Origin of the sequence: Pseudoxanthomonas sp. CCNWLY206-1 (assembly GCF_039710385.1) — a bacterium.
Taxonomy (GTDB): domain Bacteria; phylum Pseudomonadota; class Gammaproteobacteria; order Xanthomonadales; family Xanthomonadaceae; genus Pseudoxanthomonas_A.
The window spans coordinates 162,372-176,575 of record NZ_JBDKXI010000007.1 but is presented as its reverse complement, the minus strand read 5'-3'; the positions used below and the strand labels follow the sequence as shown (position 1 = coordinate 176,575).

At 58.0% G+C, this 14,204-nt stretch carries 11 protein-coding genes; 7 read left to right on the top strand and 4 right to left on the bottom strand.

The window, feature by feature from the left end; genetic code table 11:
- Window position 1 precedes the first annotated feature (1 nt).
- Together AADW18_RS16130 and AADW18_RS16125 are read left to right on the top strand one after the other, a co-directional pair.
- Entirely contained in the window at window positions 2–466 is a 465-nt protein-coding gene (locus AADW18_RS16130) for a copper resistance protein NlpE (protein ID WP_337344418.1), read from the top strand.
- Between the two features lie 206 nt (window positions 467–672).
- Entirely contained in the window at window positions 673–1,971 is a 1,299-nt protein-coding gene (locus AADW18_RS16125; protein WP_337344417.1) for an acyltransferase, read from the top strand.
- Between the two features lie 568 nt (window positions 1,972–2,539).
- Here the strand turns inward: AADW18_RS16125 and AADW18_RS16120 are convergent.
- The 3 genes from AADW18_RS16120 to AADW18_RS16110 form a co-directional block, all read right to left on the bottom strand.
- Window positions 2,540–4,867 carry a reprolysin-like metallopeptidase gene (locus AADW18_RS16120; protein ID WP_337344416.1) on the bottom strand — a complete coding sequence of 776 codons (2,328 nt, stop codon included), beginning with the start codon at window positions 4,865–4,867 and terminating at the stop codon, window positions 2,540–2,542.
- Between the two features lie 148 nt (window positions 4,868–5,015).
- Window positions 5,016–5,651 carry a CoA transferase subunit B gene (locus AADW18_RS16115; protein WP_337344415.1) on the bottom strand — a complete coding sequence of 212 codons (636 nt, stop codon included), beginning with the start codon at window positions 5,649–5,651 and terminating at the stop codon, window positions 5,016–5,018.
- A complete protein-coding gene (locus AADW18_RS16110; protein WP_337344414.1) occupies window positions 5,651–6,397 on the bottom strand; it encodes a CoA transferase subunit A in 747 nt (248 codons plus the stop codon). The genes AADW18_RS16115 and AADW18_RS16110 overlap by 1 nt, the downstream gene beginning before the upstream one ends.
- A gap of 110 nt (window positions 6,398–6,507) precedes the next feature.
- Between AADW18_RS16110 and AADW18_RS16105 the strand changes: the two genes are divergently transcribed.
- The 5 genes from AADW18_RS16105 (at window position 6,508) to AADW18_RS16085 (ending at window position 12,108) form a co-directional block, all read left to right on the top strand.
- Window positions 6,508–7,440, top strand: coding sequence for a hypothetical protein (locus AADW18_RS16105; RefSeq protein ID WP_337344413.1), 933 nt, complete (start codon window positions 6,508–6,510; stop codon window positions 7,438–7,440).
- Window positions 7,441–7,515: 75 nt separating this feature from the next.
- Window positions 7,516–8,262 (top strand): electron transfer flavoprotein subunit beta/FixA family protein, encoded by a 747-nt coding sequence (locus AADW18_RS16100; RefSeq protein WP_337344412.1) that lies wholly within the window; start codon window positions 7,516–7,518, stop codon window positions 8,260–8,262.
- Between the two features lie 93 nt (window positions 8,263–8,355).
- Window positions 8,356–9,297, top strand: a complete 942-nt coding sequence (locus tag AADW18_RS16095; protein WP_337344411.1) for an electron transfer flavoprotein subunit alpha/FixB family protein — start codon at window positions 8,356–8,358, stop codon at window positions 9,295–9,297.
- A gap of 30 nt (window positions 9,298–9,327) precedes the next feature.
- Window positions 9,328–10,689 (top strand): phosphomannomutase, encoded by a 1,362-nt coding sequence (locus tag AADW18_RS16090; protein WP_337344410.1) that lies wholly within the window; start codon window positions 9,328–9,330, stop codon window positions 10,687–10,689.
- 15 nt (window positions 10,690–10,704) lie between these two features.
- Window positions 10,705–12,108, top strand: coding sequence for a mannose-1-phosphate guanylyltransferase/mannose-6-phosphate isomerase (locus AADW18_RS16085; protein ID WP_337344409.1), 1,404 nt, complete (start codon window positions 10,705–10,707; stop codon window positions 12,106–12,108).
- 16 nt (window positions 12,109–12,124) lie between these two features.
- On the opposite strand, the gene AADW18_RS16080 is transcribed toward AADW18_RS16085, so the two are convergent.
- Window positions 12,125–14,128, bottom strand: a complete 2,004-nt coding sequence (locus AADW18_RS16080; protein ID WP_337344408.1) for a glycoside hydrolase family 99-like domain-containing protein — start codon at window positions 14,126–14,128, stop codon at window positions 12,125–12,127.
- Between the last annotated feature and the right edge of the window lie 76 nt (window positions 14,129–14,204).

The window sequence follows — 14,204 nt, the reverse complement described above, 5'->3', positions numbered from 1 at the left end:
TATGTTGAAAGCTAGCAAAGTCATTACGGTTAGTATCGTGGCCTTCGCATTGGTGGCCTGCGGAAACAACAGCACCGACAAACAAGAGCAGACCGAAGCACCGAAGTCAGCAGACGTCGCGCCGGCAACGGTGGAAGTGACTCAAGCCAGTCTACCTGGCGCCTACATCGGCACGCTGCCGTGCGGCGACTGCAAGGGTGTGATCACCAAACTCGAATTGCTTGCGGATGGCAGCTATAAGTTGAACGAGACCTACGATGGGAAAGTGGGCGACGGCAGTATTCTGGATAGTACGGGCACTTGGAATGCCGATCTGGCCAGCAGGCGTCTCAAACTGGATCCGGCCGCGCAGGAATGGGAAGACCGCACGTTCGAGATTGTGTCCGCAGGTCACATCAGGCCCCTCGACGCAGCCGGCAATCCATACTCCGCAGAAGGCGGTAATGACCTGAAAGCAGGACTTTGAAGAGCTCCGGGTCGCAGTCGCTCTCACAGGCGTCCGCACCCAGATTTTGTTCCGCTCGTGATGAGGGAGTTCCAACGCATAGGTCTTTGCCCTTGACGAGGAGTTCACTTCCTTGACGCAGTCACATCGCGGCGTGCCCCGCGGTCTTATATCAAGAATGTACCAAGTGCGGAGCCCGAGGCTCGCAAGGATATCAACCGTGATCAATGGGTTTGCCTGAGATGGTGCTAGCGCAGAAGCTTCTCCCTTTTCAGGACAAGAACGTGCCATACCTCGATGCGATTCGAGGTGTGGCGGTCCTCTTTATTCTGATCAGACATGCATGGGGTCTTTCCGGCTCCCCCCCGTTCTCCTTGGGGGTTGTGGACCTGACGCCTCTCATCGTGATGATGTCTTCTGGCGTCGACCTGTTCTTTGTTCTTAGCGGAATGCTCCTATCTTCTCGATTCCTAAAGAACGATGCCTCCGGGCGCCCATCGCCGAGCATCTCCCACTACATGCGCGCGCGCATTCTGAGAATAGGACCGCCATATTGGGTTGTCCTCTTTCTCGTGGTTCTGCTCTACACGCCTCACTATATCGACAACGCGCGGGTGTGGAGCGAGTGGGGCGCCGCAAACTTCATTGCGCATGCGACATTCATGCAGACCGCTTTCATTTGGTCTTTCGGCACCTATGGTGTTGCGTCGCCTTTCTGGACGCTAACAATAGAAATGATGTTCTATCTCTCACTGCCGTTCGTAGTGCCGTTGTTCTACAAGGGGCGCTGGTGGCAGGGTGTCGTCGCCTCAGTCTTGGTGAGCATCGTCTGGCTCTACCTCGCTAGGAATGGCCTGACTTGGCTCGTCGACGTAATTGGTAGGCATGATTTTGACCTTCCTTTCAATCAAGAGGTCATCCGTTTCAATCTTAGTCATCAAATATTGAGCTATCTTCCGCACTTCGCCATCGGCTGTGCGATAAGCGTAATACTTCAGCGCTTTAGAGGGCGGACACTGACTTCAGAGCTTATGGGGTTGATTTACTTTGGCCTTGGCATCCTCGTAGTGGTCGCGATGATGTATTTTCTCGGCGATATCTCTATGCGCAACGGGTTTGCCAATCCCACGCTATACATCCTTGATTTTTCGAGGGATGCGCGCGCGTACTACTATCTTGAGTCGATACCCTTCGCATTCGGCTACGGACTGATCCTCTTGGGAGCATCGCTGGCATCGAACAAGCTCAAGGCAAACATCTCGTCATTTCCGCTCTTATGTATCGCGGGAGTGCTTGGTTATTCGATCTACCTGATTCACATGCCGCTGCTGTATACCATTAGAGATCACGCCTGGTTCGCTATGGACCCGAGGCCGTACTGGAAGTTCTTTAAGTTGCTCTTCGCTGGTGGTGGTGTTGTCTTTCTTTGTTCGCTGGGTCTGTTCTACGCAGTGGAGCGTCCCTCCATGCTGCTAGCCAATCGTGCTAGCCCAGTACGCGATGCCGTCAAGGAAGAAGTGTCCTGAAAACGGCGCAGGTACTGAACGCGGCTAGCGCGGAGCGAGCGTGCGCGCGGAACCAGATATAGAAGTGGGTTGAGGGTGCCAGATTGCGCGAGCGCCGCTGGTGGTACCCAGTACGTCCGGTGCGTAGCGTCAGGTACTAAGTGCTTGGAAAGACAGGTGCTGTCGACCCTCTGGGCACGACAGCGGCGTACGAACAAAGCGATGTAGATTCAGCACTAGGGCGTTTGCCCGGCGAAGCGAATGCTTGCGTTCTGCCTCGGCGTGCTTTGCATACCGCTCGCTTGGGCAAAAGCAATGATCACTTAGGAAGATTGGTCATGGCCCATAGTTGAAGCGATCGGGAAACGCCCGGCTCGCGATTGCGGGCATGTGGATCAAAAGTCAACTGGTCATGCCAAGCACCATTCCTTTCCCGTACAAGTATCGTCTGCGAGGTGAACGCGAGCAGCGACACCCGCGCTGCTCGCATGCTAGCCAAGCAAATGATCGACCTTTGGCTCGCGAAAGGAATTGTTAGCCAGTTTCAACAAAAAGAAAGTTCCCGGGAGTGCCGAGAACTTTCCGTGCGTTACTGCACTATTGTCCAACCATCGGCGTAGTAGCCGGCGACGATTCGATTGAAGTTGCTGCCGGTCCCAAGCAAGACCTGAGCGCTTCTATTGGATGAGCACATCAAGCCGATGTCGCCGAGTCCGTCGCCGTTGTAGTCCGCATATGATTTCGGAATGCAATCGGTCGGAACCAGATGCAAAAAGCTGCTGCTCACAAGCGTTCCATTCATCAGCCATGTGTTGATCAAGCCGGTGGAGGGCTGGTGCCACACGAGATCATTCTTACCGTCGCCATTGGCGTCGATACTGCCGACAAGTGTCCAGGTCGGCCATGCGTTCCCCACTTTGAATTGAACGAAATCGTTTGTCACGCCGAACAGCACGTAAACGCTGCTGTCCGCGCAGGATAGGGCGATATCCTCTTTCGCATCACCATTGATGTCTCCCGCCCCGGCTACGTTGCAAGCTGCGGGCGCCGCTTTTGCGAAGCTCGACAGCACCTCGCTGCCACGCATGTGCCAGACATTGATGTTAGTTGCGTTCGCCGTGCTTTGCTTCCAGATGATGTCATCGTAGCCGTCGCCATTAATATCTGCGGCAGTAGTGATCTCCCAGCCTGCTGCGTAGTAACCGGCGACTTGGCGGCTGTAACCCGTCGGGCTGCTCAACCAGGCGTGGACCCTGGCATCGCCCGCGCAAGTAAGGACCACGTCTGAAATGGAATCTCCGTTCAGATCCCCAAATGCTCTAGGCGTGCAGCTGGCGGAGGCGACGTCCCTTGTAGAGCCGAGCACGGTACTGCCGCTCATCAGCCATGCGTTCAGGGTGCCGGACGATTGCTGATACCAATGGACATCGCTGCGCCCGTCGCCATTGATGTCCGCCCTTGTCTTGTCGAACGGAACAGTGCTCGTACGGAACTGCGCAACCACCGGAATCGTTTGGTTCAAACTGCGCGCATTGTCCGCTTGGTTAGCTACACCGCAGGCATTCCCGCCACATGTCGAGATGTTCGGATTCGAGAAAACGCGGTAAGGCGTCTGACCTTCGTCTCCGTACGCCATCACAGTGTAGAAATTGCCATTGGTGGTCTTATAGCCATACGAATATGGATAGCGACCGCTGGTATTCGGCGAATTCGCCACATCGTGGGCCGAGCCCATCAGATGGCTTGCTTCATGGACCAACGTCTCTGGGGCGCAGTAATAGCTTTGACCGTCGGTACCCTGGTCGTCACCATCACTGACCACCGCATACGCCCACGACGCGTCGCTTGGCACGATTGCTTGCTGATTTGCGCCTATCAACCAGGCGATACCGCAGCCTTGATGCTCAGGCTGCTGAAAATCGCGAACTAGGATTGCGATATCTGCGCCGTACTGATCACGCGCGGTGCGCAGGGGAGTTAATGAAGCGGGAATTGCCACATTCGCCGTCCCATTGCTGCCGGTCAGTTCGTGCAACGCAGTCTGATTGGCGTTACCGTCGGTATAGGCTACTTCCGTGGCGCTCACCAAACGTAGATAGCCGTTGATGACGCTATTCGAGTAGGCCTGGTTGCCTACCTGGACCAGAAAGGTAAGACGAGTCGTTGCTGCCGATTGGCTTCCGTATGTCGCGCGATAACCTGCGGTGTAGCCGATAGCGACGTCCACTGTATTAGCGGACGTTGGGGGGGCATTCTGGGCGATGGCGTTTTGAGATACCTGCGCGTTCGCCTGGACCTGAGCGGCCGCGGCTTCGCGCACTGCCAGTGCTGCGGGCACCAGCATGTCGTTATGGCCCTTATTCGGCGACTTCACCTTGGAGGGATCCGTCTGCACGGCGAACAACGCGCCGTTGCGGGTCTGGATACTTAGCGGCGGTGCGCCGTTAGCTTGGGGAATGGATGCGAAGACCGCTTTCTCGCCAAAAGTGACGATGGCTTCCTGCTGCGGATCGCCGCCGACGACACGACCGATCCAGGTCCAATTGCCATCCGGGCTTTCGTCGTGGCGTTCGTACTTGAGTTTGACCTGGCTGCCGTCCGGCATCGGCATGGACATCTCACCGGTCACCAGCGCCTTCAGCGCATGGTCTTCACTGATCGCGACCGGATAGTAGGTAAAGGCACCTTCGCGTTTGGTCGGGGCGCCTTTGTTCTGGTAGCTCACTAATGCACCACGATCAGGCGCATTGGCGATGGACTTGGCGGCGACCCGACCGAGGTGAAGTTTGGGAAGTTGTCCAGCAGCGCCCTTCGTTGCTGCCGCACCGCGCAGCTCGGCGAAATCCGTATTCGGGCCTTTCCCACTGCACCCGGCCAGACATACCAACAAGGCGCACGCGCCAACCCGAAACTTCATGTAAGCCTCAACCTGAATGGATAACCCCTGAGGCTGCACTATAACGCAGGGGTCATGCTCGCAATAGAGAGGGCCGTCCAGCCTTTCAATTAAATTTGGCCGTTATACAGCTTTCAGATCCGGACTCCGGGTGCGGCAAGTCAGCAGATTAGGACTGGCGCCGGAACGGCACCCCGGTTTTTGACTGAAGTTCATCGTCGGTAACCCCTTCAGCCGACTCCACGAGTGCCAATCCTTCAGGCGTAACGTCGAAGACCGCCAAGTCCGTGATGATCCGGTTGACCACGCCAACCCCCGTCAACGGCAAATCGCATTGCGGCAAAATTTTGTGACCGCCGTCCTTCGCGACGTGCTCCATCAGCACAACGATGCGCTTGACGCCAGCGACCAGGTCCATCGCCCCGCCCATGCCTTTGACCATCTTGCCGGGCACCATCCAGTTAGCCAGATCGCCCTTGTCGGTGACCTGCATGGCACCCAGCACCGCCAAGTCGATATGACCGCCCCGGATCATTCCGAAGGAGTCATGGCTACCGAAATAGCTGGCGCCGGGGCGGGCGGTGACGGTTTGCTTGCCGGCGTTGATCAGGTCCGCGTCGATTTCTTCCTCGATGGGAAACGGACCGATGCCCAGCAAGCCGTTCTCCGACTGCAGCCAGACATCCATCCCTTCCGGAATATGGTTGGCCACCAAAGTGGGTAAGCCGATGCCCAGGTTGACATAGGCACCATCGGTCAATTCGCGGGCGGCGCGCTGCGCCATTTCGTCACGTGTCCAGGCCATCACTTACTCCCTTGGCGCACGGTGCGCTGTTCAATTCGTTTTTCCGGATGCGGGTTGTGGACGATGCGGTCGACGTAAATGCCAGGCAGATGGACATGGTCGGGGTCGATAGAGCCGATCTCCACTACCTCTTCGACTTCGGCCACGCAGACCTTTCCGGCCATGGCGCAGGCGGGGTTGAAATTGCGTGCGGTCTTGCGGAAGACCAGATTGCCCGCTTTGTCGGCCTTCCACGCCTTGACCAGCGATACATCGGCGATCAACGCGGTTTCCATGACATACCAATGCTCACCGAATTGGCGGGTCTCCTTGCCGTCGGCCACGATGGTGCCGTAGCCGGTGCGGGTGTAGAACGCCGGGATCCCCGCTCCTCCGGCACGCAGCCGCTCGGCGAGGGTGCCCTGGGGATTGAACTCCAGCTCCAACTCTCCGGACAGGTATTGGCGCTCGAACTCCTTGTTCTCGCCCACGTAGGACGAAATCATCTTGCGGATCTGCCGGGTCTCCAGCAGCAAGCCCAGGCCGAAACCATCCACGCCTGCGTTGTTGGAAATGGCGGTCAGCCCTTTCACGTTGCTATCGCGAAGTGCCGTGATCAACGCTTCCGGAATGCCGCACAGGCCGAATCCGCCGACCGCCAATGTTTGGCCGTCCGCGACGATCCCTCGAAGCGCTGCCTCGGCATTCAGAAAGAGCTTGCTTTTGATTCCGCCACTCGACGGCGTGGATGCGACAGCTTCGGCCATGACCAGGTCCATTCCAGAGGATGCCCGCATTTTACGCACCCGGCGGTTTGGCACACAGGTACTTTCGGGCAATGGGAAATCCTCCAGCCTCCTGCGTTTAAACTTGTGCGATGAAGACGCTTGCCCTTGTCACCGCCATCGCTGCCGCGGGTCACGACGACGACCTGGCACCACTATTGGACGCCTGTGCATCGGCGGGCCTGCATGCACGCGCTGTCGCCTGGGACGACCCCACCGTCAGCTGGGGCCGATTCGATGCTGCGTTGCTTCGCTCCCCTTGGGATTACACCGAGCGCCTTGCGGAATTCCTGGCCTGGTGCGACCGGCTGGAACAGCGGGTCGCCCTTCTCAACCCCGCCCACGTGGTCCGCTGGAATACGGACAAGCACTACTTATCCGACCTGGCGACCATAGGCATACCCGCCGTCGAAACGACCTTCGTGGAGCCGGACGCCGAGCCTTTGCAGGCGCTGCAAGCGTTTTTGGTCGCGCATCCTGCTGCTGAGTTTGTGGTCAAACCCACTGTCAGTGCCGGTGCCCGGGATACACAGCGCTATACGCGCAGCCAGGAGTTCGCTGCCAGCAACCACGTCGCGCGCTTGCTCGATCACGGCCGCGGCGTAATGCTGCAACCCTATCTGCCAGCCGTGGACAGCGCCGGCGAAACGGCGCTGATCTACTTCGATGGCCGGTTCAGTCATGCGATTGGCAAGGGTGCGTTGTTGCAGAAAGATGCTGCCGCCACCGCGACACCTTTCGCCGCAGGCAATATCAGTAGCCGCAAAGCCGATCCTGAAGAACTGAAAGTGGGAGAGCAGGTGTTGGCCGCGGCCTCCCGTCTGCTGCAGCTCAACCAACCCTTGTCTTACGCCCGCATCGACCTGATCCGGGGTGACGACGGCCACCCCCGCCTGTTGGAGTTGGAGCTGACCGAACCCTCGCTATTCTTCGCACAGGCTCCCGGCAGCGCTGAACGTTTCGCCGCCACCCTGGCGTCCCGGCTGAGCGACGATACCGTACGCACTCGCACGGGCACCGGCTGACCGGTAAAATCCTCGCCCTGTCCCCGCCTAAGCCGGGGCCGCTCCGATCCGTAGCATTCAAGGAATTCCCGCAGGATGAAGATTCTCGTCGCCTACAAGCGCGTGGTGGACTACAACGTCCGCATTCAGGTCAAGCCGGACGGGTCCGGCGTGGTCACCGATGGCGTCAAGCTGTCCGCCAATCCGTTCGACGAAATCGCGCTGGAAGAGGCTCTGCGGCTACGTGATAAGGGCGTTGCCACTGAGGTAGTGGTGGCCACGATCGCCCCGGCCGATGCTCAGGCGCACCTGCGCAACGGGTTGGCCATGGGGGCCAACCGCGCCATCCATGTGGTCACCGACCAGCCCATCCAGCCTCTGACCGCCGCCCGCACGCTGCTCAAGCTGATCGAGAAGGAACAGCCGCAGTTGGTCATCCTGGGCAAGCAGGCCATCGATGACGACGCCAACCAGACTGGCCAGATGCTGGCCACGCTGTGGGGCCGTCCGCAGGCAACCTTCGCCTCCAAGCTTGAAATCGCCGGTGACAAAGCGACCGTCACTCGCGAAGTGGACGCCGGCCTGGAAACGCTGGAAGTGGATCTGCCCGCCGTGGTCACCACCGATCTTCGCCTCAATGAGCCGCGTTTCATCAAACTGCCGGACATCATGAAAGCCAAGAGCAAGCCCTTGGAAACACTCCAGTTGGCGGATTTGGGCGTGGAGTCGGCGGACACGCTGAAGACCATGCATTACGCCCCGCCGCCCAAGCGCAGCAAGGGCGTCATGGTCAAAGACGCGGCCGAACTGGTCGCTGCATTGAAGGCCAAGGGCCTGCTGTAACGCTTCTAGTCCCCTTTCCCACAACGGGAGAGGGCTGAGATGAGGGCGCGAAGCCACCTGCCGCGACCCGCTCGACCTTTCTGGAGATCCGTCATGTCCAAAGTCCTTGTCATCGCCGAACACCTGGACGGCAAGCTCAACGCCGCCACCGCCAAGACCGTCAGCGCCGCGCTGGCATTGAATCCGGGCAGTATCGAAGTGGCCGTGCTCGCTGCCGACCCATCCGCGGTCGCTGCCCAGGCCGCGCAAATCACCGGCGTCACCAAGGTGCTGGCGCTGGCCAACCCTGCCAGCGAACACGCCATCGCCCAGGTGCTCGCACCGCAAATCGTCAAGCTCGCCGGCGGCTATACACATGTCTTCGGACCTTCGACCACGTTCGGCAAGGACCTGATGCCCTGCGTAGCGGCCCTTTTGGGCGTGGCTCAAGTGTCGGACGTGATGACGGTGGAAGGCAGCCACACCTTCAAGCGCCCGATCTACGCAGGCAACGCCATCATTACCGTGGAAGCCCCCGCCGACCAGGCAGTAGTCGCCACCGTGCGCACCGCCTCCTGGCCCGAAGCCGCCAAGGGCGGCAGCGCCGCCGTGGAAGCCGTGGCGGTCGAAGCACCTCTGCCTACCCACACCCGATTTGTTGGCCTGGCCGCCGGGAAATCAGACCGCCCCGACCTGCAAAGCGCCAAGCGCGTCGTCTCCGGCGGCCGTGGCGTGGGCTCGATGGAAAACTTCCAAATCATCTACTCCCTGGCCGACAAGCTGGGAGCAGCTGTCGGCGCCTCTCGGGCCGCGGTTGATGCCGGTTACGTCCCGAACGAATTGCAGGTTGGTCAGACCGGCAAGATCATCGCACCCGAACTTTACGTCGCCATCGGTATCTCGGGCGCCATACAGCATCTGACCGGCATCAAGGATGCAGGCACTATCGTCGCCATCAACAAGGACGCCGAAGCACCGATTTTTGAGATTGCGGATATCGGACTGGTCGGTGATCTGTTTAAGTTGTTGCCGGAGTTGGAATCCGCTCTGGGTTGAGGTCAGCCTCCCCAGCTACCAAGGAATGCAATGTCTTTATCTTGTTTTAAAGCCTATGACATCCGCGGCCGGGTGCCTGAAGAACTGAATCCACCCCTCGCGCGCCGGATCGGCATGGGCATGGCTGGACTGCTGAATACCGGACCTGTGGTGTTAGGGCGTGATGTACGCCTGAGCAGTCTTGAGTTGCAGCAGGCGCTTGAGGACGGGTTTCGTCATGCCGGCCGCGAGATTATCGATATTGGTCTATGCGGTACGGAGGAGGTCTACTTCCAGACCGCGCACCTGGGCGCAGCGGGTGGAGTGATGGTCACTGCCAGTCACAACCCGATGGATTACAACGGGATGAAACTGGTGCGCGAAGACGCCCGGCCAATCAGCGGCGACACCGGACTGTTCGCTATTCGTGATTTCGCCGCAGGAAACGAGAACCTCCCGGCTGCCACAGATCCTGGCCGTCGCGAGTCGACCGATAAGGGCGACTACATCAAGCACTTGCTGTCCTACGTCGATAGCAGCGCACTGAAGCCGTTGAAGATCGTGGTCAATGCAGGCAATGGTGGCGCTGGTCTCATCGTCGACCAACTTGCGCCGCATCTCCCCTTTGAATTCGTCCGGATCCAACACGAACCGGATGGCAGGTTTCCGAATGGTATTCCCAATCCCTTGCTACCTGAAAACCGCGCCGCAACCGCAGAAGCAGTACGCGCCAGCGGTGCGGACTTCGGCATCGCTTGGGACGGTGATTTCGATCGCTGCTTTTTCTTTGACGCCGGCGGCAACTTCATTGAAGGTTATTACCTGGTCGGACTGCTCGCCACCGCGTTGCTGGTGCGCGAGCCGGGTGGAAAAATCATCCACGATCCTCGCCTGACCTGGAGCACCATCGAGATGGTGCAGCAAGCCGGCGGCATGCCGGTGATGAGCAAGACTGGCCATGCTTTCATTAAAGAACGCATGCGCTCGGAAGACGCCATATACGGCGGTGAAATGAGCGCTCATCACTACTTCCGCGACTTCTCTTACTGCGATTCAGGGATGATTCCGTGGTTGCTGATCGCGGATCTCGTTTCGCGCACCGGCATGCGATTGGGTGAGTTGGTCGCCGATCGCATGCGAGCCTTCCCCTGTAGTGGGGAAATCAACTTTCGTGTCGACGATTCCAAAGCGACTGTGAGCCGCATCATGGAACACTATGCTGGGCAATCGCCAACGCTTGATCACACCGATGGCGTCAGCGCCGACTTCGGTGATTGGCGATTTAATTTGCGCAGCTCCAATACGGAGCCGCTGCTCCGCCTGAACATCGAAACTCGAGCCAATCCTGTTCTATTGCAGATTCGCACCGACGAGCTTTCTGCCATGATCGGTTCCGAAACTCCCCACCACTGACTAGGACTTCCCCCAATGTTGCCTATTCTTCCCGTCATCCTGTCCGGCGGTTCCGGTACCCGATTGTGGCCGCTCTCGCGCGAGGCTTATCCCAAGCAGTTTTTGCCCCTTGTGGGTGAAGACACGATGCTTCAGGCCACCTGGAAACGCGTAGCGCCAGTGGCAGGTGCTGCGCCGATCGTAGTGGCCAATCAGGAGCATCGATTCATGGCCGCCGAACAATTGCGCGAGTGCGGTGTGGTGCCAGCGGCGCTCATTCTCGAACCCATTGGCCGAAATACCGCTCCCGCCATCGCCATTGCCGCATTGCAGGCTTGCTCGATTTGCGACGACGCGCTGCTGCTTGTGCTTCCATCGGATCATGTGGTGCGCGACGATGCTGCGTTTCACGCTGCGGTGCGTGAGGCGGCTGTTGCCGCCAACATCGGCAAGCTGGTTACGTTTGGCATTGTTCCAACCGGTCCTGAAACGGGCTATGGCTATATAAAGTCAGGCTCCGGCGTAGGTGTGCGCGTTGTCGAGCGCTTTGTGGAAAAGCCGAACATGACGACAGCTCAGGAGTACGTGGCTTCTGGCGAATATTTCTGGAACAGCGGCATGTTCTTGTTCAAGGCGTCACGATACCTGGAGGAATTGAAGGCGCTGCAGCCATCGATGTTGAACGCTTGTGAACAAGCCCTGGCCAAGGCAACCCGTGATGCGGACTTCATACGGCTGGACGCGGATGCGTTCGCCGCAACGCCAAGCGACTCGATTGACTATGCGGTCATGGAGAAAACCTCCGATGCGGTGATGATACCGCTCGATGCTGGTTGGAGCGACGTTGGGTCATGGTCTGCGCTGTGGGAGGTTTCCGATAAAGATGCGTCGGGCAATGCTCATCACGGTGATGTTATCGAGATTGATTGCCGCGACACCTATGCTTACGGCACCCGTTTGATTGCCATGGTCGGTTTGCAAGACGTGGTCGTCGTCGAAACTGATGATGCGATCATGGTTGGGCACCGCACTCGAGTCCAGGATGTGAAGGAAGTAGTCAGCCGCATCAAGCGCGAAGGTCGCAGCGAGGCGGCAGCTCACCGCAAGGTTTATCGTCCCTGGGGTGCGTATGATTCCATCGATAACGGCGAACGTTTCCAGGTCAAGCGCATCACGGTAAAGCCAGGCGCATCACTAAGTTTGCAGATGCATCATCACCGCGCTGAGCACTGGATCGTCGTAAGCGGTACGGCGGAAGTTACGCGTGGCGACGAGGTGATCCTGTTGACGGAGAATCAAAGCACCTACATTCCTCTTGGGGTCACGCATCGTTTGCGTAATCCGGGAAAGCTGGCTTTGGAGCTGATAGAGGTGCAGTCCGGAGGGTATCTAGGCGAAGATGACATCGTGCGTTTCGAAGATACCTATGGCCGAGCGTGACCAAACCTAGACGTAGTCATCCGCGGTCGGCATAAGGATAATTTCCGGGCCGACCCTCCTGTTGGTCGCCGGAGATATCAGGCGATTCCAATGTCTTATATCCGGCATCGCGTATGCAGAGTTTGAAAATTCGTTCGATTGCATGGGCGAGCGTGCCATCTATTTGGCCGCGCTCGTCATCGAAGTCTGATGGCGCCAAGTCAGCGTCAAGAAGAAGGCGGAGGCTCTCAAGCCGAACCCAAAACATGCTGCCGGATACGAAAGTTTCGCTTGTGAGATCACTGTCCGGTACGCCGATCTGGTCCAGTAGTGAGTTAACGCGATCTTCGTTGGCGCCCCAGTAATAGTTCATTGACTGAGTATGGCCACTTGGAGATATTAGTCCCAAGGATGGATCTTCAAGAAAAGACGAAAGGTTTCGTGACGCTCTGTCGCCGCCTATGAGCCGATCGAGCAACTCGTTGCGCCAGATGCTTCCGTCTTTCCGGTGAGGCGACAGTTTTGTGTGTAGCTTAAGCACTACGTCAACACCTTCGTCCAACAGCTGCTGTGCGGCGATGAGGAAGGGCAGGATGTCGCGGCCACGATTCTCGACTATCACGAATCTGTAATCAAAAGAGAATCTTCTCAAGACATCCAGCATAACTGGCTGGTTGTGCGGAGCTGTTGTAACTACCAGTTTCCAATCCAGTCCCGCTTCCGATAACCGAGCTAGAACTTCCTCGAGGACGTCGGGATACCAGGCGTGCAGCACTACATGCGGTCGGCCCTGGGTTTTTGTCGCCGCTATCGAGGTTGAAGGGTGTGTCAATGCCTTCCGGGTGGCTTCGAGATAGGCAAAGCCATATCTGGCATCGGGTTCGAGAATTGCTCCTTCTGCCCACTCGTTCCATGCATTGACAAATACAAGGCTGTGCTCTTGGTCGCGTGAATAGTTGATTGCCTGAATCAAGGCATCACGATATCTGCGTGGCGCGGAATGGATGTACGCCAATCCTCCTCCGGGACGACGAGCTTGATTGTCCCAGGCAGGGTTGACGCACTGGAACAAGGGAAACCGGGTTTCGCATTGCTTCTTGAAATGCGCCGCCCACATGCTTCTCCAATCCAGGACGCGCCCTGAAAAATGCCGGTTAATCAGCGTCAGCGAGTCGGTGATGGGATGCAGGGAAGTTTGATTTGGCGGAAAAGCGATCGCCGAATCGAACCCAAACTCGTTTGGTGCGGCGGAATCGAAGCTCTGGACGTATGCGATGTGGATTTCGCCTATATCGTTCGATCTGCACCACGCGCGCCATCGCTCAGAAGTAGCACGAATGTCTTTGAGCAAGCTAGGCCGGTAGACAAGAAGGATGGGCTTTCCGAGCGTGCGCAGGTAACGCGGATCCCGCATGTACTCCGCGACATACTCGATGAATGCAATGTCGTCTTCAGGGCTGTGCTTCTGGTCAATCAGGATCTCATCGCCGCGTCCGTCCCAAGTGCGGGTCCATTTTTCGTTTGCCCAGCAAAGGCAAAACTTAAAGTCGATCCCCTTATCGTCCAGCCAGTTGCGCAAAGGTGCTTCCAGCAAGGTCTTCCCACCAAACCAGTAGAAGTAGAAGCAGAACGCGCTAACACCATACTCGCGTGCGAGCCTTGCCTGCTCGTGCATTACATTGATGTTGCGTAAGTCGTAGAAGCCAAGATCTCCTGGGAGTTTGGGTTGGTAATGGCCCTCGAACTGCGGTAAAGCGCGCGTAACGTTTCGCCACTCGGTGAAGCCCTTGCCCCACCAGGTGTCGTTCTCAGGAATCGTATGAAACTGAGGCAAATAGAACGCCACCAATGTCGTCGGCAGTGGGTGCGGAAGTTCACTCTTCTGATACGGCACGTATCCAATGGCGCGTTCGTCTGAGCGCACATAGGGGCGTCGGGAAGGGGCACCCCCGGGCGACCTCCCTTCAGGGCCGTCCGGAACCCAGTGTTTTCGCGTATCGAGGAAGCGCTGACGCAATCTATCGCGCATGATCTGTGACATGGGCGTCAGGCGAAATACGGCGCGTAGTCCATGAAACAGTAGGACACGCACTCGATGAGACAAAGGTGTCGTCACT